Annotated in this window: 16 protein-coding genes; 5 read left to right on the top strand and 11 right to left on the bottom strand. The window is 43.1% G+C overall.

Annotation, left to right across the window (positions count from 1 at the left end; genetic code table 11):
• Positions 1 to 164: 164 nt before the first annotated feature.
• Positions 165 to 1,847 carry an AMP-binding protein gene (locus FTV13_RS14580; protein WP_180012421.1) on the bottom strand — a complete coding sequence of 561 codons (1,683 nt, stop codon included), beginning with the start codon at positions 1,845 to 1,847 and terminating at the stop codon, positions 165 to 167.
• Between the two features lie 272 nt (positions 1,848 to 2,119).
• Between FTV13_RS14580 and FTV13_RS14575 the strand changes: the two genes are divergently transcribed.
• Positions 2,120 to 3,223 carry an MFS transporter gene (locus FTV13_RS14575; protein WP_373687240.1) on the top strand — a complete coding sequence of 368 codons (1,104 nt, stop codon included), beginning with the start codon at positions 2,120 to 2,122 and terminating at the stop codon, positions 3,221 to 3,223.
• Between the two features lie 68 nt (positions 3,224 to 3,291).
• On the opposite strand, the gene FTV13_RS14570 is transcribed toward FTV13_RS14575, so the two are convergent.
• From FTV13_RS14570 to FTV13_RS14540, 7 genes are all read right to left on the bottom strand, one after another.
• Positions 3,292 to 4,788, bottom strand: a complete 1,497-nt coding sequence (locus tag FTV13_RS14570; protein WP_180012419.1) for an NAD(P)/FAD-dependent oxidoreductase — start codon at positions 4,786 to 4,788, stop codon at positions 3,292 to 3,294.
• A 15-nt stretch (positions 4,789 to 4,803) separates the two neighbouring features.
• Positions 4,804 to 5,643 (bottom strand): alpha/beta fold hydrolase, encoded by an 840-nt coding sequence (locus tag FTV13_RS14565; RefSeq protein ID WP_180012417.1) that lies wholly within the window; start codon positions 5,641 to 5,643, stop codon positions 4,804 to 4,806.
• Between the two features lie 135 nt (positions 5,644 to 5,778).
• On the bottom strand, positions 5,779 to 7,581 hold the full coding sequence (locus FTV13_RS14560) for an acyl-CoA dehydrogenase C-terminal domain-containing protein (RefSeq protein WP_180012415.1): 1,803 nt from the start codon (positions 7,579 to 7,581) through the stop codon (positions 5,779 to 5,781).
• A 207-nt stretch (positions 7,582 to 7,788) separates the two neighbouring features.
• Positions 7,789 to 8,769 carry a nitronate monooxygenase family protein gene (locus tag FTV13_RS14555; protein ID WP_180012413.1) on the bottom strand — a complete coding sequence of 327 codons (981 nt, stop codon included), beginning with the start codon at positions 8,767 to 8,769 and terminating at the stop codon, positions 7,789 to 7,791.
• Positions 8,770 to 8,780: 11 nt separating this feature from the next.
• Complete coding sequence (locus tag FTV13_RS14550; protein WP_180012411.1) at positions 8,781 to 9,569, bottom strand: enoyl-CoA hydratase-related protein; 789 nt, start codon at positions 9,567 to 9,569, stop codon at positions 8,781 to 8,783.
• 36 nt (positions 9,570 to 9,605) lie between these two features.
• The gene (locus FTV13_RS14545; protein WP_180012409.1) at positions 9,606 to 10,529 is read right to left on the bottom strand and encodes a glyoxylate/hydroxypyruvate reductase A; all 924 of its coding nucleotides are present in this window, start codon (positions 10,527 to 10,529) and stop codon (positions 9,606 to 9,608) included.
• The gene (locus tag FTV13_RS14540; RefSeq protein ID WP_180012407.1) at positions 10,526 to 11,281 is read right to left on the bottom strand and encodes a class II aldolase/adducin family protein; all 756 of its coding nucleotides are present in this window, start codon (positions 11,279 to 11,281) and stop codon (positions 10,526 to 10,528) included. Before FTV13_RS14540 ends, FTV13_RS14545 begins: the two co-directional genes overlap by 4 nt.
• A 110-nt stretch (positions 11,282 to 11,391) precedes the next feature.
• Here FTV13_RS14540 and FTV13_RS14535 point away from each other — a divergent pair, with 110 nt between their 5' ends.
• The gene (locus FTV13_RS14535; RefSeq protein WP_180012405.1) at positions 11,392 to 11,829 is read left to right on the top strand and encodes a PaaI family thioesterase; all 438 of its coding nucleotides are present in this window, start codon (positions 11,392 to 11,394) and stop codon (positions 11,827 to 11,829) included.
• Between the two features lie 130 nt (positions 11,830 to 11,959).
• On the opposite strand, the gene FTV13_RS14530 is transcribed toward FTV13_RS14535, so the two are convergent.
• From FTV13_RS14530 to FTV13_RS14520, 3 genes are read right to left on the bottom strand one after another with little or no spacing between them, the layout of a single operon-like run.
• Complete coding sequence (locus FTV13_RS14530; RefSeq protein WP_104473213.1) at positions 11,960 to 13,171, bottom strand: 3-oxoadipyl-CoA thiolase; 1,212 nt, start codon at positions 13,169 to 13,171, stop codon at positions 11,960 to 11,962.
• Positions 13,172 to 13,196: 25 nt separating this feature from the next.
• Positions 13,197 to 14,717 carry a 3-hydroxyacyl-CoA dehydrogenase gene (locus FTV13_RS14525; protein ID WP_180012403.1) on the bottom strand — a complete coding sequence of 507 codons (1,521 nt, stop codon included), beginning with the start codon at positions 14,715 to 14,717 and terminating at the stop codon, positions 13,197 to 13,199.
• Positions 14,718 to 14,719: 2 nt separating this feature from the next.
• Complete coding sequence (locus FTV13_RS14520; protein WP_004785705.1) at positions 14,720 to 15,493, bottom strand: enoyl-CoA hydratase; 774 nt, start codon at positions 15,491 to 15,493, stop codon at positions 14,720 to 14,722.
• A gap of 450 nt (positions 15,494 to 15,943) precedes the next feature.
• Between FTV13_RS14520 and FTV13_RS14515 the strand changes: the two genes are divergently transcribed.
• From FTV13_RS14515 to FTV13_RS14505, 3 genes are all read left to right on the top strand, one after another.
• Complete coding sequence (locus FTV13_RS14515; protein WP_179993397.1) at positions 15,944 to 17,242, top strand: MFS transporter; 1,299 nt, start codon at positions 15,944 to 15,946, stop codon at positions 17,240 to 17,242.
• Positions 17,243 to 17,464: 222 nt separating this feature from the next.
• Positions 17,465 to 18,730: a DcaP family trimeric outer membrane transporter gene (locus tag FTV13_RS14510; protein WP_159123597.1), complete on the top strand. Its 1,266-nt coding sequence runs from the start codon at positions 17,465 to 17,467 to the stop codon at positions 18,728 to 18,730.
• Between the two features lie 17 nt (positions 18,731 to 18,747).
• The gene (locus tag FTV13_RS14505; protein ID WP_159123598.1) at positions 18,748 to 19,947 is read left to right on the top strand and encodes an MFS transporter; all 1,200 of its coding nucleotides are present in this window, start codon (positions 18,748 to 18,750) and stop codon (positions 19,945 to 19,947) included.
• Positions 19,948 to 20,571: the final 624 nt, after the last annotated feature.

The raw sequence follows: 20,571 nt of genomic DNA, 5'->3' as shown, positions 1-20,571 counted from the left end.
AATAATTCAAGTGAATTTGTTTGAAAGAAGAACTTTAAAAGCTTTATTTTCACCCGATAAAATACCCATAAAACAAGAGGAAGCTCATTTGAGCTTCCTCTTGTGAAAAATTGTGGGACAGCAATGATCGAAAGATTCCTTTTTTATTTTGACTATGTCATTTCTCAGCAGGCTTTGGCATCCGGCTGCACGGTTTTAGGCAACTCACGGCGTAGAATTTTACCGACTGCAGACTTTGGCAATCCAGACACAAACTCAATATATTTTGGCAGCTTATAACTGGTCAATTGTAGTCTCAGATAAGTCATGACTTCATTCTCGGTTAGACTGGTATCCTGTTTTACAATAAAGGCTTTCGGAACTTGTCCAGATTTTTCATCATCCACTCCAATGACGGCACATTCCAGTACTTTAGGATGTTTGGATAAAACGCCTTCCAGCTCATTTGGATAGACATTAAAGCCGGAGACCAGAATCATGTCCTTTTTACGGTCCAGAATGGTGATATAACCCTGCTCGTCCATACAACCGATATCACCTGTCAGGAAGAAACCATCTTTGGTAAATACCTGTGCTGTTGCTTCCGGTTGCTTCCAGTAACCTTTCATCACCTGAGGGCCGCGAATAGCAATTTCTCCAGCCTGATGAAGTGCTACAGGTTTTCCTTCATCATCCAGAATCTGAATTTGTGTGCCTGCCAATGGCAAGCCAATACTACCGCTAAAGCGCTTGCTTAAAGGCGGGTTAAATGTTGCCGTTGGTGAGGTTTCAGAAAGACCGTAGCCTTCATAGATATGACAGCCTGTGACTTCGCACCATAATTCTGCCGTGTTTTTTAAAACAGATGCACCGCCGCCTGTCGTGGTTTTTAGGCGTGAGTGATCCAGCTCGCGGAAACGTGGATGATGAGCCAATGCATTAAACATGGTATTCACGCCCGGAAACACCGTTGGAGGATGCTTATGATATTGATCTACCAATGCATCCAGATCTCTTGGATTTGGAATCAGTACATTGGCAAAACCGCGACTTAGTCCATAACTGAACAGGCAAATAGTAAAACCATAAATGTGATACAGCGGCAAGGCACAAAACACATATTCTTCTTCAGTGGCATAACGATCGCCAAAATGGCTAATGAACACCGTACTGTTCTGGGCAATATTAAATAAGATATTGCGATGACTGAGTTCAGCCCCTTTGGAAACACCTGTAGTCCCACCGGTATATTGCAGAATGACAGTATCTTCCTGCTGCTGTACAGGCGCTACAAAATCAATCACCTGTACCTGATCAATGGCCTGCTTAAAGTCAGAAAAATGTTTATCAGGATATTGCGCTGTTTGGCTATAAATTGAAACTGACTGATCCTGAATGAAATCGAGCGGATGGGTAGAAATCACATGTTTTAGCGCAGAACATTCATCCAGATTATTTAACTGTTCTAAGGTTGAGCCCAGAATAATCAAGGCTTCTGCTCCTGAATCCTGAACTTGATGATACAACTCACGCTGGGTGTACATCGGGTTTACATTAACCAGAATATAACCCGCACGAATAATCGCGAAAGTCGCAATCGGATATTGAATAATATTCGGCAACATCACCGCGATGCGGCTACCGGCTGCCAAGCCTAGATTTTGAAGATAGGTCGCCAGTTTCTGGCTATAAACGTCAATATCCTGATAGCTGAACTTTCGATCCAGATAAAAGAATGCAGTCTTATCCTTAAATTTAAGCAGGTTCTCAGCAATCGTTGTGCTCAAAGTTTTATCAGGGTCAGGCCGGGTAAATTCCGGATTGACGTTCCATTTTTTATATTCTTCCATCCATGGCTGACTAGTCATTACAGCACTCCTATCCTTGATTTTAAATTTATTTTGTATCGTGAAACTTTATTTTGATTAAAAAATAATAACGTTATCTTTCCTCTCAAATCAATGCAATATTTGGCTAATTTCAAATTTTTACAAATAAAATCACGAATTTTATGGCTAATTATTTGGATATATTTTATCAATTAATAACATGACATTTCTTATAGCGAAATAATAAATCAGTAAAAGCAACAAAAGAATGTGGATTCATTCTTATAAAACAACAACGTAACAAGAAAAGGATGTCGATGATGACGTATGAAACTTCAGTGCTAGAAGCTGAACGGGTCACAGTTCAGCCTAAAAAAATATGGATGACCGCGTTTATTCTATGTTCTCTTATTTTACTTGCAGACGGTGTTGATCTGGCTTTCTTGGCCTATAGCCTTACCAGTATCAAAGCTGAATTTAATTTAACCACCGTTCAGGCAATTGCAGCTATTGGACTGGGTTCCCTATACATCGCCTGTAATACCTTAATGTCAGAATATGTTCCGACAAAATACCGGACGACTGTTCTGGCAGCACTTATGACCGGTTTTACCTTAGGTTCATTATGTGCAACTTTACTGGCGGGCTGGATTATTCCTGAATATGGCTGGCGTATGCTGTACTGGATTACCATTTGCCCTATTGTTCTGGCTTTTCTGCTTTATTTTCTTGTTCCTGAACCGGATTCATGGCTACGACGTGAATTAAAACGTCAGGAAGCAGCTAGCAAAGTTAAGGTGAAAAAGCAGAATCCTTATAAAGTCATTCTCAAAGATAAAAATCACCGCTGGATGTTTTTACTATGGATTTTAAGTGCAGGTGCCCTGCAATTTGGTTATGCCGGTTTAAGCAACTGGTTACCTGCCTATCTCGAATCGGATCTGGGCATCAGCTTTAAGGCCATGACTGGCTATATGGTTGGCACGTTTATAATCATGATTTTTGCCAAGATCGTCGCAGGCATTCTGGCAGATCGTTTCGGACGACGTGCCTTGTTCGCTTTTGGAACCATGGGCACAGCCCTGTTTCTTCCGATTGTAATTTATTTCAATACACCGACCAATATTTTGTACCTGATGCTCATGTTCGGCTTCTTGTATGGTATGCCATTTGCCATTAATGCCACATATATGACTGAAAGCTTCCCTACTTCGATTCGTGGTACAGCAGTAGGTGGTGCATTTAATATAGGTCGTATCGGAGCAGTATTTGCACCATTTACAATTGGATATTTTGCTCATGGAGGCTCAATTGGAACAGGTCTACTGGTAATGGCCAGTGCCTATTTTATTTGCGGTCTGATTCCTGCACTGTTTATACGTGACCGCTTATATGATCCGCAAAAAGCAGATTAATCTCTATCATCTTTTGATAAAAAAACCAGTCAAATAGACTGGTTTTTTTAATGAATAAAATTTAAAAATCAGACAACTTTTCTTTGAGCATTTTCCATGTATTCATAATGGTAACCACTGCGAATAAAATGCTGGTTTTTGTCTCTAAATGAATGCGCATAATCTGGCCAGACCAAAGTCAGCTGGCGACTGACCGGATCCAGATACCAGCTTTTACAGCTTTCTGATAACCAGACACTGCCTTGGGAAAGCTGCTGTAACTCCTGCATATAGGCATTTTCAGCATCTTGATCAGCTTCAAAGACCTGAATCTGTTCCTGTTCAAAAAACTGCAAGGCATCCAGTACCAGATCAAATTGGGTTTCCAGGAAATAAAGCGCTGAGTTATGCCCACTCCCGGTATTTGGACCGTTTAAGATAAACAGATTCGGAAAGTTATGGACTGTCGTAGATTGATAACCCTGCATACCACTAGACCATTGCTGCTCCAGGCTTAAGCCATGTTTACCTACCACCTTTGCCGCATAAGGTGGACGTGCTGCTTCAAATCCAGTAGCAAAGACGATGATATCTGCAGGGAATTCATTGCCGGACTTACTGATCACACCATCTTTCGTAATTTCAGCCAAAGCTGAGTCTTCAAGCGTGACATTGGGTTTTAGAAAAGTCGGATAATAATCATTGGACAGCAATAAACGCTTGCAGCCCGGTTCATAATTCGGTGTGAGTTTCTGCTGTAATTTAGGATCTGAAATCTGGTGTTTCAAGAATTGCAGGCAGTTTTTTTTGACCCGCTCGATCTGACTTTTCAGATTACGGCGCTGGGCAAAATTGTATTCATTGCCCCAGAACAAAGAATGTCTTAACACTGCCATGCTGTCTGGTTCTTTGCGGAAAAGCTGTTTTTCTGACTCAGAATAAGGCCGGTCTGGTCGCGGTAAAATATACGGCGCACTGCGTTGCAATACGGTCAGACTTTTTGCTGTTTTGGCAATTTCCGGTACAAGCTGGATAGCTGAAGCCCCTGAACCCACGACAACCACACGCTGATTATCCAGATTCACTTCGTGATTCCAGCGTGCAGAATGCATCACTTGACCTTCAAATTCGTCCAGTCCCGGAATTTGTGGCAGATGTTCATCTGCCAGATGCCCGGTTGCTGTAATTAAAAATTCTACCTGATACAGACCGTTAGAGGTCTGAATATTCCAGATACGTTGTTTGGCATTCCAGCTAGCTTTTTCCAGTTGAGTCTGAAAATCAATATGTGGCCGGATATTTTCTCGATCACAGCATTGAATTAAATAACGCTGAATTTCTGCCCCTTGCGGAAAGACACGTGACCAGTTGGGATTTTTAATAAACGAGAAAGAATATAAATGTGATGGTACATCGCAGGCGACGCCGGGATAGGTATTATCCCGCCATGTTCCGCCTACTTCTGCGGCACGTTCAATGATTTTAAAATCGTGAATGCCCTGCTGTTTAAGACGGATCGCCATTCCTAGGCCACCAAAACCGCTGCCTACAATTAAAATCTTGCTGCGCTGTCCTTGAGCTTGCATTATTTTTCTCCTTTTTTAAGGCATCATGGGCTGGATTTTTTGATTCGCCGGATACTGCTCTGGATGCTGGCTAAACTGATTAATTAGCTGCACAACTTCTGCTGGCGCTTCAATATGAATCGCATGTCCCGAAGAAATTTCGATATAACGGCTATTCTGAATCGAAGCAAAGAGTAATTTTGCTTGCGCTAAAGGCACCATACGATCTTCACGACAGGCCACGATCAAGGTCTCAGCAGAGATGTCCGGCAAAATGGCGGTGATATCAATGCGATAATTCAGTTCACGCTGTTTAGCTGCATCTTGAGAAGGTTTGACGAAACGTGCCAGATCAAGCACCTGTTTTTCAGTACGAGCTGACAGATAGTCATCGCTATATAGGCAATAATTCACGAAATGCGGCAATGCTGCAGATTGATCATTAAATAACTGTTGCCAGATCGTGGTTCGCAGTTGTTGGACTGAACTGGTTTTTGCCCAACCAGCTAAAAGAATCAAATGTGCGATACGCTGTTTAAGACTCGCAGCTACTTGTGCAGCAATCACGGCACCGAGTGAATAACCCACCACTGTAATGGCTTCATCTGCTGCAACTGCATACTGGATCAGTGCTGCAACTTGCTGGCTAAAATCAGTCACTGCCAGATCGGCTTTATCTGGAGTATGCAAATCAATGGATAAAACCCGCTGATGAATACCGAGCATGGGAAAAATATAACTGAAATGCTTGTTGGTATTTCCACCTGTGCCATGAATCAGAATAATGGTGGGATATGAGGATTTTTGTCCGACTTCATGATAAGTCAGTTGCAGATCACCATAAGGACATTGTCGAGTAATCGTGTCTAAATCCATATAGACTCCTGATCTTGTTGTTTTATGGCCGATGTAATACTGAAAAGTACCTATCGATATTGAGTTTTGTGCAGGATAAAAAAAGTAGTAACAAAAAAAGACCCACGATCGAGAGATTGATCGTGGGCAAAAGGATTAATCGAATTTAAACTCTTCAGGAGTCAGCAGGAACAAGCTCTCACCACCGGCCTGAATATTGGCAACGTGAGTTGAAGTTCTTGGCAGAATCCGGGCAAAGAAGAATTGTGCCGTTTTGATCTTCGCTGCATAGAACGGATCAGTATTACCTTCTTCAATCTTTTGCTGCGCCGTAATCGCCATTTTCAGCCATAAATACGAAGACACCACATAACCAGAGAAATATAGGTAATCCACAGATGCCGCACCGATTTCATTGGCAGACTGTTGTGCCTGAGCCTGAATCGTTTTGGTTAATTCTAGCCATTGCTCAGTCAGCTGGCTCACTTGTGCAACCTGCTGGTTAAACTGGGCATGTTGCTGATGCTCTTTAACAAAGCCCTGAATCTCATCCGTTAATGCAGTGAGCAAACCCAATTTTGAACCTAGCACTTTACGCGCCAGCAAGTCGATTGATTGAATTTCAGTAGTACCTTCATACAGACTGGCAATACGTGCATCACGGGCAATCTGTTCCATGCCATGTTCAGCAATATAGCCGTGTCCACCAAAGACCTGCATACCGTGTTTGGCAGCTTCTACACCTGTTTCGGTCATTAAGGCTTTAGCAATTGGGGTCAATAATGCCAGACGGTCTTCTGCAGCTTTCTTCTCTTCAGAATTATCTGTTGCTTCAGCGATATCAGCATACGTTGCCAGATAATATGCCAAGGCACGTGAACCTTCTGCAAATACCTTTTGAGTCAGTAGCATATTACGCACTGCCGGATGCACGATAATTGGATCCGCAGGCAGGTTTGGCTCTTTCGCACCTTCAAGTGAACGCATCGCCAGACGGTCTTTGGCATAAGCCAACGCGCCTTGATAAGAAGATTCAGCTGCAGCCAAACCTTGAATCGCTGTACCAATACGCGCAGAGTTCATAAAAGTAAACATGCAGTTTAAGCCGCGGTTTTCAGGCCCGATCAGGAAACCTTTGGCATTATCAAAATTCAGTACACAGGTCGCATTGCCATGAATACCCATCTTGTGTTCAATCGCGCTACACACCACACCATTGCGTGAAGCCACATTTCCAGCTTCATCTAGATTGTATTTAGGCACGATAAACAGCGAAATACCTTTAGTACCTGCAGGCGCATCCGGTAAACGCGCCAATACAATGTGTACGATATTTTCAGCCAGGTCATGCTCACCTGCTGAAATAAAGATTTTCTCACCGCTGATACTGTAGCTGCCATCTTCATTTAGCACCGCTTTAGTACGGATCAGGCCCAGATCAGAACCGGCATGTGATTCAGTTAAACACATGGTTCCGGTCCAGCGACCTGCAATTAAAGGCACCAGGAATTTCTGTTTCTGTTCATCGCTACCATGATGCTCTAAAGTACGCATCGCACCATGAGACAGGCCTGGGTACATACCCCAAGACCAGTTGGTCGCCGTGATAATTTCTGAAATGGCAATACGGTATAAGGTCGGGAAGCCTTGGCCACCATATTTTTCATCACCAGTTAATGAGGTAAAACCAAGTTCTACATATTTGTCATAAGCAGCTTTAAAACCATCCGGTGTAGTCACGACGCCATCTTGCAGACGGCAGCCCTGCTGGTCGCCTGTCGCATTAATTGGCAGAAGTTCGTTTTGGCAAAAGTCCGCAGCGACTTCCAGATATTGTTCCATAATATCCATAGAAACTTTGTCTGCGAACTTTGCATAGCCTTCGTATTTCTGTTCAACATTGAGCAGATCTTTCAGGACAAACTTCATGTCTTTTAATGGTGCAATATAATTTCTCATCGTAATTCCCTTGTATGAGTTCTAATTTGTATATTTATGACAATTAATTTCATAATACGAAATTATGTTTTAGGTCGAATATAATATAAGTGCATGGATAAAATCTAGTCATGACATAAAAAATCACATTTAAAAAATTAAAACTTTGGTATAAAAAAGCCATTCGGTAATGAATGGCTTTTTATTAAATGATCAAAATAAATCGATCTAGCGCGGGAAAAACTGAGCCAAACGTTGCTGAACAATCTGTTCTGCTTCTTGCATGATATTGTCAATCAGCGTTTGACAGGTTGGAATGTCATGGATTAACCCCATCACTTGACCTGCTGTCAGTACGCCTGCATCTACATCGCCATTTTCCAAAGCCAGCTTGCCTTTTAAGCCACTAACATAAGGGCGAATCTGTTCAAATTCCAGATTTGGGTCTTCACTCATCTTCACAACAAGATCGGATACTGCATTTTTGGCAACACGTGCAGTATTTCTGAACTGACGATAAAGCAGATGTGTCGCCCGTTCATCATTGTCGACATAAAACTGCTTGATGTTTGGATGGATCGGCGCTTCTTGTGTGGCACAGAAACGTGTCCCCATATTGATCCCTTCAGCACCTAAAGCAAGTGCTGCCACCAGACCACGACCATCAGCAAAACCACCACTGGCCACAATCGGCACAGTAAGTTGATCAGCTGCTGCAGGAATCAGGATCAGCCCGGGAATATCATCTTCACCCGGATGGCCGGCACATTCAAAACCATCAATCGAGATCACATCCGCACCGATTCGTTGTGCTGAAAGTGCATGACGGACTGAGGTACATTTATGAATCACAATGATGCCGTGCTGTTTAAAGGCCTCAATATGTTCATGCGGCTTGTTGCCTGCCGTTTCTACAATCTTGATCCCACTTTCAATAATAGCCTGACGATATTCGGCATATGGGGGTGGATTTACAGCGGGCAATAAAGTCAGATTCACCGCAAAAGGCTGATCGGTCATTTCACGGCAACGTGCAATTTCCTTGGTCAGCGCTTCCGGTGTGGGTTGCGTCAATGCCGTCAGCGTTCCCAAACCACCTGCATTGGAGACTGCGCTGGCCATTTCTGCGGTACCGACCCACATCATACCGCCTTGAATAATCGGATAGCGAATGCCTAAAAGCTCGGTGATACGCGTTTGAATTTTCATGAATGCTCTCCTTAGCGTCCGGTAAATTGTGCGGGGCGTTTTTCGACAAAGGCCTGTACACCTTCTTTGTAATCCTGGCTACTCAGGGCTAGGTATTGCAGGTTTTGTTCCAGCTCCAGTTGCTGATCCATGCTATTTTCAGCACTGCGTTGCAGCGCCTGTTTAGTTAAAGCCAGCGCATAGGTCGGCTGTTGTGCCAGTCGCTGTGCCAGTTCACCGATATAAGCATCAAATTCTGCATCAGGGATCATTTTCCAGATCATGCCCATTTCAGCCGCTTCTTTGGCATGCACAGGCTCACCAAGTAAAGTCAGTGCCATGGCGCGTGCATAGCCGATCAAACGCGGCAACATCCAGGTACCACCAGCATCAGGAATTAAGCCAATTTTTGAAAAGGCTTGAATAAATTTGGCACTTTCCTTGGCAATAACCAGATCGCAAGCCAGCGCGATATTGGCCCCTGCACCGGCAGCCACACCATTTACTGCCGCAATCACCGGTTTAGGACTTTTACGAATCAGATTAATCAAAGGATTATAATATTTGGCCAGCGAACCCTCTGGTGGCAAAGGTACATTGCCAAGCTGTCCGGCACGTTCTTTTAAATCCTGTCCCGCTGAAAATGCCCGACCATTACCACGAATCACAATCACCCGAATGCCTGAATCCGTATTCCAACTTTTCAATACTTGCTGCACTTCCTCATGCATTTGCCGGTTGAAACTGTTGAGTGAATCTGGCCGGTTAAAACTTAAAGTCGCAACGCCTTGCTGAACCTGAGTCTGAATCATTTCCCACATCATCAATTTCCTTATTTTTGTCTGTATCCCTACAAATTAATAGCCTTTGTTAACATCCACCTGATGACACAAATCCAGGCCCTGATTTAAGCGACGATCATTTTCCAGAATCTGTTCAACTACCACAGACATTGGGGCATGTGAGGCGACATGTGGTGTCACCACAATTTTTTCATGCTGCCAGAATGGATGGTCAGCAGATAACGGTTCCTGCTCAAACACATCGACAATCGCACCACGTAGATGACCAGAATCCAATGCATCCAATAAATCCTGCTCGATTAAATGCTGGCCACGCCCGACATGAATCAAAGCCGCCTGTTCAGGCAGTTGCTGAAATAATTCAGCAGATAGAATGCCGGTATTCTCTTCGGTAAGTGGCAGCAGGTTAATCAGAATATGAGTTTGCGCCAGGAAGTCGGAAAGCTGTTCTTGGCCCACATAACTTTTAACTTGATTAATGTCTTTTGGGGAATTCGACCAACCAGAGACTTGATAGCCCATGTCTGCGAAACGTTCTGCCACATATCCGCCCATATGTCCCAGTCCCATAATCCCAATCTGGATATGATGGCTATAACTCTGGCGATACTGCTTCCAGAGCTGCTGCTTTTGCTGCTGAATCATGCGGTCAAAATAACGCTGAAAATACAGCACACCCCAAAGCAGATAATCAAACATGCCCTTTTGATGGTGTGGATCCAGCACCCGGCAAACGGCTTGATCTGAGCGTACAGCATTTAAGTTTAAATGTTCTACCCCAGCAGCGATCGAATGAATCAGGCCAAGCTTTGGTAGCTGCTGCACTTTTTCCAGATCTGGAAACCAGGCAGCAACTGTGGTTGCCTGTTCAGCTTCAGGGCTGTCAACTGTACAGAAACTACCAGCTGGCGCATATTTTTGAAAAGACTTGACCAGAATGGCTTCAATATTTGGTACAGAACTGGAAATAACAATCATGATGCATACTCCGTATATTGATGCTCAATCAGGGACAAAGCGGCCTGCCAGGCACGCTGTAAAATCGGTTCAATGAGAGGACTAGCGAACTGCTTCGCTGTTTTAATTCGGACTTCTTCTGCTGGATAATGCAATTCAGCACCGCCACTTAAGGCCTTGACCTGTGCCTGACAGGCGCGTTCCAGGAAATAGATTTCATGAAAAGCCCGTGCAATGGTCTCCCCAGCCGTTAATAGCCCATGATTTCTTAAAATCATGGCACGATGATCGCCCAAGTCCTGAATCAGGCGCTCCTGCTCATCAGTTGACAGCGCAACGCCTTCGTATTCGTGATAGGCCACATGCTGATAAAATTTCATGGCGTGTTGGGAAATTGGGAGAAGCCCGTGTTTCTGAGCAGAGACGGCAATACCATCTGCAGTATGCGTATGAATGACACAGTTCAAATGAGGATGCGCGTCATGAATTGCAGAATGAATCACAAAGCCTGCCATATTCACCAGCTTATCTTGTTCATAGCTTTCTACCACCTGCCCTTCATGATTAATCTTCACCAACGTTGAGGCACGCATTTTTTCAAATGCGACCCCATATTGATTAATCAGAAAGCAATCTGGCTGATCTGGAACTCTTAGGCTGATATGAGTATCAATCAAGTCAGTCATCCGATAATGCGCAATAATGCGATAAAGCGCAGCCAGTTCACAGCGTGCCTGCCATTCAGCAACTGTAACGAGATTTTTTATTGTCATCATTCCATCCTGGAAAAATATAGCATTTCGATCACTATCTGTTATATCATAATTTTAGAAAAACAGAATATTATTTCATAAAGCGAAATATTTTATTAAAGGGAAGTTATATGACTACAGCTCAAATGAATGGACTTGAATATCTAACTGCAATTAAAAATGGCGAATTGCCTGGTTCAGCGATGGGACAACTGATTCCCATGAAACTCAGTGTCGTCCGTGAAAACTACGTGGAATATGAAGTTTATCCAGATGAACGTCATTTCAACCTACAAGGTGGCATTCATGGTGGATTTTGCGCTACTGTTCTGGACAGCGTAACAGGTGCAGCGGTTCATACCACAGTTGATGCTGGTGTCAGTTTTTCTACTATTGACTTGAATGTCAAAATGCTCAAAGCCATGAAAAATGGCGAAACTTATACTGCCATTGGTGAAGTGATCCGCATTGGTCGTAATGTGTTGACATCAGAAGGCCGAATTGTCGATAAAGACGGTAAAATTTATGCCTTTGGTTCAGCAACTTTATTGGTCACTGGCCGCAAATAATCCTTACGCTGATTTAAACTGATTTGAATATTTCCTGCTATATGCAGGGATTTTATTCCCATATAAATAGCCCAATAAAAAATGCCATGTATATTATCTATACATGGCATTAAGACGATGACTAAAGCTGTTATGCAGCTTCAGGGTTTTCAATCACCATCGCCAGGCCTTGACCCAGACCGATACACAGGCTGATCACGGCATATTTTTTACCAGTACGCTGTAATTGACGCGCAACAGTTAAAGCCAAACGCGCACCTGAACAGCCTAGTGGATGGCCAATCGCAATGCCACCACCATTTGGGTTGACACGCGGATCATCAAAAGCCACATCCAGACCTTTCAGGCAAGATAACACCTGGCTGGCAAATGCTTCATTGATCTCGATAATGTCCATATCATCTAGCGTCAAACCTGCACGTTTTACAGCTTTTTTGATTGCTTCAATTGGGCCCGCACCCATGATGCGTGGCTCAATGCCAGCGGCTGCAGAAGACAGAATACGAGCTAAAGGTTTTAAGCCATACTGTTCCTGAACTTTTTCACTGCCGATAATCAGTGCTGCAGCGCCGTCATTGATACCTGATGCATTACCTGCAGTCACAACACCACCTTCGAAAAGCGGTTTTAACTTGGATAATGCTTCAAATGTCGAAGATGGACGTGGATGTTCATCTTCAGTCACTAATTTAGGCGGTAATTTACGCCCTTGTGAAACTTCAATCGGGGTAATTTCACCTTCAAAGAAACCTGCTTCTTTTGCAGCTTGATATTTCGCTTGTGATGCAGCAGCAAAAGTATCTGCCTGTTCACGCGTAATGCCAAACTCTTCAGCGACGTTATCACCTGTTTCTGGCATGCTGTGCGCGCCAAACTGATCGGTGAATTTACGGTTCGGGAAACGTGTACCAATCGTGGTGTCATAGATTTTTGCATCACGTGAATACGCGCTTTCAGCTTTAGCCATTACAAATGGTGCACGCGTCATGCTTTCTACACCACCTGCAATATACAGCTCACCTTCACCTGCGGTAATGGCACGTGCTGAATCAATCACAGCACCGAGACCTGATGCACATAAGCGGTTTACCGTCTGACCTGGAACTGTTACCGGCATACCCGCTAACAACGCTGCAAAACGTGCCACATTACGGCTGTCTTCACCGGCCTGATTCGTGCTGCCAAAGATCACATCTTCTACGTCAGCTGCTGGAATACCGGTTTTTTCTAACAGATTTTTAATAACTGTTGCTGCTAGATCATCTGGACGTACAGTTGCCAGGCTTCCTGCGTGGCGACCGATTGGTGAACGTAAACCATCATAAATATAGGCATTTAACATGAGTGTTATTCCTTTAACTTTTTAATTAATGTGTAGTATGAACAAGAGGTAAACCGAGTTGAACGCGGCGGCGCAACCAAGGACTTGGGCGGTAACGCTGGTCACGAGTAATCGCAGTCATGCGGTCTAAAATTTTCAGAATTTTTTCAGCACCTAATACATCGCCCCATTCAATTGGGCCGTATGGATAACCAAGGCCTAATTTCACGGCAATATTAATGTCTTCTACAGTGGCAACACCTTGCTGGGCAATATCACAGCCAAGATTCACGATCATGGCCAAAGCACGCTGAGCCACAAAGCCGACGCTTTCCTGAATTGTACTCGCAGTCACACCATCCAGATTGAAAATCGATTGTGCTGCGGTTACCAGTTCAGCTTTGGTCACAAACGTTGGCATTAAAGTACGGTGTTTATTCAGACCGTAAAGCAGATCAATACAGACTACTTGCTGCGGAGACACCTGATAGCGGACTGCGGCTGAAGTTGCATCTTCACCATAAGTCGCAATCAGAATTAAAGCATCTGCTGAAGGTGTTTCAGTTTGCTCGATCTGGATGTTGAACTGCTGCAGATATTGCTCAAGCGCCTGACGGTCTTCGCTATATTCTGTACCTAACCAAACCGATGGATATTGATCCAGCTTTTCAACCAATGTTGGAGCCACATCACCTACTTTGCTACCTGAAGTGTAATCATAAAAACCTTTACCAGTTTTGCGGCCTAATTGTTTGGCAATAAAACGCTGGCGGGTAATCACGCTTGGGCGGTAACGCGCTTCTTCATAATATTGGTGATAGATCGATTCGCTCACTGGATGAGATACATCCATCCCGGTCAGATCGCCTAACTCGAATGGCCCCATCTTGAAACCGATCCCGTCACGGTAGATGCGATCAATTTCATAAAATGGAGTGACATTTTCATTCAGAATTGCATAGGCTTCGCTACCAAAGGCACGACCTGCATGGTTAATGATAAATCCTGGGGTGTCTTTAGCTTTTACCGGGCGATGTCCCATTTTCGTAGATAACTGAGTGAGCGCATCCACAATATCAGCACGGGTATTAAAGCCTTCAATGACCTCAACCACTTTCATCAGTGGAACCGGATTAAAGAAGTGATAACCAGCAACGCGTTCCGGCTGGCTGCAATTGGCAGCGATCGCACTGATCGACAATGAAGATGTATTGGATGCCAGAATGGCTTCTGGTTTCACAATGTCTTCTAGTTGCTGCATCAGCTTTTGTTTAATTTCCAGATTTTCAATAATCGCTTCAACAATCAGATCACAATCTTTCAAATCTTCTAATTGCTGTGCGATTGATAAATGGGCAATATCTTCAGCTGCTTTTTCATGGCTGAATTTACCTTTATCTGCCAAGGTATTTAATGTTTTGGCCAGTTTATCCTGTGCCTGTTCAGCTGCCCCTTCTTTGGCATCAAACAACACGACATCATGACCAGATTGAATTGCGATCTGGGCAATGCCTGCACCCATGGTACCTACGCCAATAATACCGATTTTCTGAATTTGAATGCTCATGCTTATCGTCCCTGATAATTTGGTTTACGTTTTTCGATAAAGGCTTGCATACCTTCTTTTTGATCTTCTGAAGAAAACAGCATCTGGAAAGATTTACGTTCCAGCATTAAGCCAGCATTGAGTGGCACATCTTCGGCCAGTAAAGCCACTTCCTTGATTTGTTCCAGCGCGATTGGCGGCATTTTTGCCAAACCTTCAGCCATTTTGATTGCTGTTGCAAGGGTTTCGCTGTCTTCAGTTACTTGAGACACCAGACCAATCTGATACGCTTCTGGTGCAGGAACCAGACAACCCGTCATAATGATGCGCATTGCATGAAATTTACCCACGGCACGGAATAAACGCTGTGTACCACCAGCACCCGGCATTACCCCTACTTTGACTTCAGGCTGACCGAACTGGGCACTTTTTCCGGCAATAATAATGTCCGCATGCATCGCCAGTTCACAGCCACCACCCAATGCATAACCGTTTACTGCTGCAATCACCGGCTTTGAACACTGCGCAATGGCTTGCCAGTAACGCTCAGTACGACGTTGCATCATCTGGATCGTTTCAGCATTGGCTAATTCTTTAAGGTCAGCGCCTGCAGCGAAATCAGTTTCACCGCCAGTGAGAATAATGGCACGGATATTTTCATCGTCATTCAATTGCAGAAAAGCCGCAGCCAGTTTCTGACGCACTTCTGTATTCAGGGCATTTTTAGCTTCTGGACGATGGATCTTGACCATCGCCACATGTGTCGAGATTTGCTCTACTTGAACTACCTGTTCCATCAAAAATCTCCATTTATTTTGTATAGCGAAATTATATTTTATATAAAACTACGGTTTCTAGACCCATAAATCAAGATTTTTTCTCTCAAAAACTCAAAAAAGTTATTTTTTAATAAAAATTAGAGTAAAAACTCTTGTTCAGTTGGCTATTTTATGATTAATTGATTTCGCAATACGGAATTAATTATTTAATTCGAATTTTGGTTATTCATTTATGTAAATATTAACCACAATACAAAATAAAAAAATTAATTTCCGTCATAAGGATACTACGTTGTTCAGTGATTTTTCACTCAAGGTGAAACGGAAAAATCAGATCCAGCCTGATCGTAACAGGGCGAATGCGCACAGACGCTTAGACCTTAGATGAGGAAAATGCTTTTCCGTGAGGAAGAAAATGGATTTAGCGGTAGCAGAGGAATGCTACTTTAATATATAGAGGATATAAGAATGACAAGCGATACCATCGTAGCTGAGGAAACTAAAACGGGGGTCTCCTCCGACGACACCGTTAAGCAGGCACCTAAACGCCTGTGGATGACGGCCTTTGTCTTCGCTTTTTTGATTTTACTATGTGACGGTGCAGACATTGGTATTCTGGCTTTCAGCTTGACCAGTTTGAAAGCAGAATGGGGGCTAACTTCTGTACAGGCCGGTGCCTTGGGAAGTTATTCTCTTTTGGGTATGGGGATCGGTGGCTTTATTGGCGGATGGGCCTGTGACAAATTCGGTCGCGTACGTGTCATCGTATTGGCCACTATTTCCTTCTCGATTTTGTCTGCCTATTCAGGTTTTGCCCAGTCTTATCAAGAGTTTGCGATTTTACGCACCCTTTCGTGCTTAGGTTTAGGCTGTTTATATATTGCCTGTAATACCCTGATGTCAGAATACGTACCGACCAAATACCGTACTACAGTATTGGCAACATTAATGACTGGTTTCACTTTAGGTTCATTGGTGATTACCATGGTTTCTGGCTGGATTATTCCCGAATTCGGCTGGCGTATGCTGTACTGGGTGACAATTGCCCCATTAGCTTTGGGTATTTTGATGCACTTTATGGTACCAGAGCCAGAGTCATGGAAACGTGTCCGTGAAATGAAAAGAACTGGTCAGATCGTGGATAATGATGCCAAAAAAGGCAATCCATATATCACCATTCTTAAAGATAAGACCCATGGCAAGATGTTCATCTTATGGTCTTTCAGCTCTGGTTTCCTGCTATTCGGTTATTTCGGTGTAAGTAACTGGTTACCAAGTTATCTTGAAGCTGAATTGGGCATTAAATTCAAGGAAATGGCGTTATACATGGTAGGTACCTTTATCACCATGATGTTTGCCAAAATCATTGCAGGTTATGTGGCTGATAAAATTGGTCGCCGTATTGTGTTTGCTTTCGGCACCATGGGAACAGCGCTGTTTATTCCTGTCGTGGTGTATATGCACAATGCCGATAACATTGGTGTGCTGATGCTGATCTTCGGCTTCCTGTACGGTATTCCATATGCGATTAATGCAACCTATCTCACTGAAAGTTTCCCAACTGGGGTTCGTGGTACAGCAGTCGGTGGTGCATTCAATATCGGTCGTATCGGTGCAATCTTCGCTCCAATTACCATTGGTTATCTTGCGATGAATGGTTCGATCGGTACGGGTCTATTGGTGATGGGTGCAGCTTACTTCCTATGCGGTTTGATTCCTGCCCTGTTTATTAAAGACCGTTTATACGATCCACAAAAAGCAGAATAAATTTTTAACTCTGGAGAGTTGTAAATAAACAGCTCTCCAGAATCCAAATTTTATGACTTTAATATCGAATCCATATGCTTTGACCTGAACAGGATGTTTCTGGGTTGAACGAGACTCGTATTCATCATTTAAAAGTCAGCATCTCTGCATTTAGCAATTAGAGCAACGATAAGGAAAGATTTTCCTTCTTAGATATCAGAAAATTTCTTTAGGGATTAAGAAATGAAAAAATTAGTTTTAGCGACATTATGTGGTATTGCTTCAGCACAGGCATTTTCAGCAGAAGCGTCTGAAGACCGGATGCAGTTTTTAGAATCACAGTTAAAGCAAATCCAGGCCGAATTGGAACAGCAAAAAGCAGCACAACTTGCGTTAAAGAACCAGCAAGAAGAAGCCAAAGCACAAGACTCTAAAACTTTGAGTTCAATGGTAGACAATGTCGATGTCTATGGATTGATTCGCTTTGATGGCGCAGTCGATTTCAAAAGTACCACTGAAGCTCGTGGCCGTACCATTAACCAGATTAATAAAGTGCCTTTCACTGAACCTGACTCTACCCGTTCAGATTTTACTGCAGCTGCCAGCCGAATTGGTTTCCTGGCGAAAGACTTGGGTGGAAACCCGAATGTTTCTGCACGCTTAGAAGCTGACTTCTGGACCAATAATGGTAAAGGCGATGGTGGATTACGTATTCGTCATGCACATTTAAAATACTATAACTGGACTTTTGGTCAGGCCTGGTCATTGATGTCTACACCGGAAATTAGTACTGAAGCTGTCGATTACAGTTTATTGCTGGGTGGATCAGTCCTACGTACGCCTCAAGTCAGCTATGCTTTCAAACTTGATCCGGAAAATACCTGGAATGTAGGTCTGGAGTATATGGCCGGTGGTGATCGCTCTTCTGCCTTGCCTGCTTTAACCACTAAATATGTTCATCAATCAGGTCCGCTGCATTTATTGGCTCAAGGCTTTGTCAATCAAAAGCAGGCGCAAACAGATACAGGTGATATTGAAAAAGTTGGTTGGGGTGTAGGCCTTGGTGGACGTTATCATCTCAATGATCAAAACTCGATTCAGGGTAACTATTTCCATATGGTCGGCGACCAGCGTATTGCAGCTTTCTTGACTCAAGGTTCAACCACCGACGGTGCTGCCTGGGGTGGAGATTACTCAGTCGATCCAATCAATAATGAACTTCTACTGAATGAGTTTAATAGCTTAAATATCGGCTTTACACATAAATTCACGCCGAAACTACGTAGTAGCATTAATGCTAGCGTTGTTGATTTTGATGATTCCAGCGACTATGCACGCGCGAATCCTGAAACCAATAAACGTTTAACTGACTATGTAGCAAACGTGATTTATTCTCCAGTTCCAAAGGTTAATCTGGGCGCAGAATATCACCACGGTAAGCGTGAAACTTTTGATAATCGAGAAGCGGATGTTTCTCGTGTGAACTTATCAGCGACTTATAGTTTCTAAAGCCTCAGGAGACAAGGATGTCAGCTCAAGGGCAAATTTCAAGAAAGTTTATGTTTATGATGGCTATGACCTGCGCACTTTGCGCAGGTTGTAACTATTTTAACCAGCCATTAATTTATTCTATCGCAGAAGATCTGCATATCAGTGTGGCCGAGTCTGGCTGGACTGTCGTTTTAACCCAGATTGGTTATGCCACTGGGTTATTTTTGTTTGTACCTCTAGGCGATTTATTTGAAAAACGTCTCTATATTTGCAGCCTCATGCTATGTACCGGACTGGCACTGATCGGACTTTCTGCCAGTACTAATCTGCATATGCTCTATGGTTTTACCCTACTCGCCTCTTTTTGTTCGATTACCACTCAGATTCTGATTCCTTTTGCCGCTAACCTGTCTCAACGAGAAAAAAGTGCTGAAGTGGTCGGCCTGCTGATGAGTGGTGTTCTAGTCGGTATTCTATTTGCCCGAACTGTATCAGGACTGATTTCTACCTTATGGTCCTGGCATGCCGTTTACCTATTGAGTGGCTGTTCTATTCTCTTGCTCAGCATCGCCATGTGGTATCAGTTACCTAAAGCGAAAAGCCAGCTACAAATGAGCATCTTGCAGATTTATCGCTCACTATTTACCTTTGCCAAAACCGAACCGATGCTGATTCGACGCAGCATCATTGGTGGTTTGGGCTTTGGTATGCTGAGTATTATTTTTACCACCATGACTTTTGTACTGGCGGAAGCCCCCTACCATTTTAATGATTTCCAGATTGGGTTAATGGGCATCGTTGGTATAGTCGGCATCTGGTCATCACAATGGACCGGTAAAATGATTGGTCGACATCGGGAAAAATGGGTCGCACAACTCGCTACCACAGGTTTAATTCTGGCCTGGATTCCCTTGTTTTTTGCGCAAAGCTATTTATGGGTATATATCATTGGATTAATTCCTGCCTATTTTGGGATTTCTTCGCTACATGTTTTAAATCAGAATCTGGTATATCGGATCTCAGTGCAGGCCCGTTCCCGTATTAATGCAATCTATATGACCTGTTATTTTTCAGGTGCTGGAATCGGTGCATTTCTATCGCTAAACCTATGGAAAATGTACGGCTGGTCAGCCTGCGTTGCATTGGGCTTTGTCTTTGCCCTGCTCATCTTTAGTATTAACCGTTACGACCTAAGCCGAGAACGCAATCTGGTCAATATCCAGTCCCAGTCATAATCAATCTAAACTCATACCTTGTGCACTCATAGAATATAAGATTGGGGGCGCAGTACATGACACATTATCTCTGCATTTCTATTTTGAATTCTTTGCTGTGAAATTTAGGACTGCTACCCAGTTTAAAAAGAACTCACTGCTGCCAGCATCATTTTCAAGCCAAGTATTGAATACTTTTTTCACTTAAATAGAGAATGTTCCAAAACCATAATTACTTGGAGATTTATTCTTATTTCATATGGACATTTTTTTCTGATCTAGAGTTAAATGAGACTACATAAAACCGTAGAACATTGCTTATTCATTGAGCGTGAAATATGAAAAATTATAAAAAAAGCCCAATCTGTGACGAACGGGCTTTTTATTATATAGTAAGCCTATGATTTATAAAAATAAATAAAAATACTTCCGTATAACGTGTATTATGTTAATTTTAGATAAACTTACCAATTCAGCTATATACAAGATTTCATAGCCTAAGAAAAGAGAGACCATTAGGTCATTGCTGTCCCACAATTTTTCACAAGAGGAAGCTCAAATGAGCTTCCTCTTGTTTTATGGGTATTTTATCGGGTGAAAATAAAGCTTTTAAAGTTCTTCTTTCAAACAAATTCACTTGAATTA

The organism is Acinetobacter sp. YH12235 (assembly GCF_013417705.1).
Classification (GTDB): domain Bacteria; phylum Pseudomonadota; class Gammaproteobacteria; order Pseudomonadales; family Moraxellaceae; genus Acinetobacter.
Note: the sequence above shows the minus strand (reverse complement) of the source record. Positions and strands in the feature narration are given on the sequence as shown.

Excerpts from the sequence above, each read along its gene's own strand:
- FTV13_RS14560 (WP_180012415.1), bottom strand. The coding sequence starts at position 7,581 with ATGAGAAATTATATTGCACCATTAAAAGACATGAAGTTTGTCCTGAAA.
- FTV13_RS14555 (WP_180012413.1), bottom strand. The coding sequence starts at position 8,769 with ATGAAAATTCAAACGCGTATCACCGAGCTTTTAGGCATTCGCTATCCG.
- FTV13_RS14530 (WP_104473213.1), bottom strand. The coding sequence starts at position 13,171 with ATGTTAAATGCCTATATTTATGATGGTTTACGTTCACCAATCGGTCGC.
- FTV13_RS14510 (WP_159123597.1), top strand. The coding sequence starts at position 17,465 with ATGAAAAAATTAGTTTTAGCGACATTATGTGGTATTGCTTCAGCACAG.
- FTV13_RS14550 (WP_180012411.1), bottom strand. The coding sequence starts at position 9,569 with ATGTGGGAAATGATTCAGACTCAGGTTCAGCAAGGCGTTGCGACTTTA.
- FTV13_RS14535 (WP_180012405.1), top strand. The coding sequence starts at position 11,392 with ATGACTACAGCTCAAATGAATGGACTTGAATATCTAACTGCAATTAAA.
- FTV13_RS14515 (WP_179993397.1), top strand. The coding sequence starts at position 15,944 with ATGACAAGCGATACCATCGTAGCTGAGGAAACTAAAACGGGGGTCTCC.
- FTV13_RS14565 (WP_180012417.1), bottom strand. The coding sequence starts at position 5,643 with ATGGATTTAGACACGATTACTCGACAATGTCCTTATGGTGATCTGCAA.
- FTV13_RS14505 (WP_159123598.1), top strand. The coding sequence starts at position 18,748 with ATGTCAGCTCAAGGGCAAATTTCAAGAAAGTTTATGTTTATGATGGCT.
- FTV13_RS14545 (WP_180012409.1), bottom strand. The coding sequence starts at position 10,529 with ATGATTGTTATTTCCAGTTCTGTACCAAATATTGAAGCCATTCTGGTC.
- FTV13_RS14520 (WP_004785705.1), bottom strand. The coding sequence starts at position 15,493 with ATGGAACAGGTAGTTCAAGTAGAGCAAATCTCGACACATGTGGCGATG.
- FTV13_RS14575 (WP_373687240.1), top strand. The coding sequence starts at position 2,120 with ATGTCGATGATGACGTATGAAACTTCAGTGCTAGAAGCTGAACGGGTC.
- FTV13_RS14525 (WP_180012403.1), bottom strand. The coding sequence starts at position 14,717 with ATGAGCATTCAAATTCAGAAAATCGGTATTATTGGCGTAGGTACCATG.
- FTV13_RS14540 (WP_180012407.1), bottom strand. The coding sequence starts at position 11,281 with ATGACAATAAAAAATCTCGTTACAGTTGCTGAATGGCAGGCACGCTGT.
- FTV13_RS14580 (WP_180012421.1), bottom strand. The coding sequence starts at position 1,847 with ATGACTAGTCAGCCATGGATGGAAGAATATAAAAAATGGAACGTCAAT.
- FTV13_RS14570 (WP_180012419.1), bottom strand. The coding sequence starts at position 4,788 with ATGCAAGCTCAAGGACAGCGCAGCAAGATTTTAATTGTAGGCAGCGGT.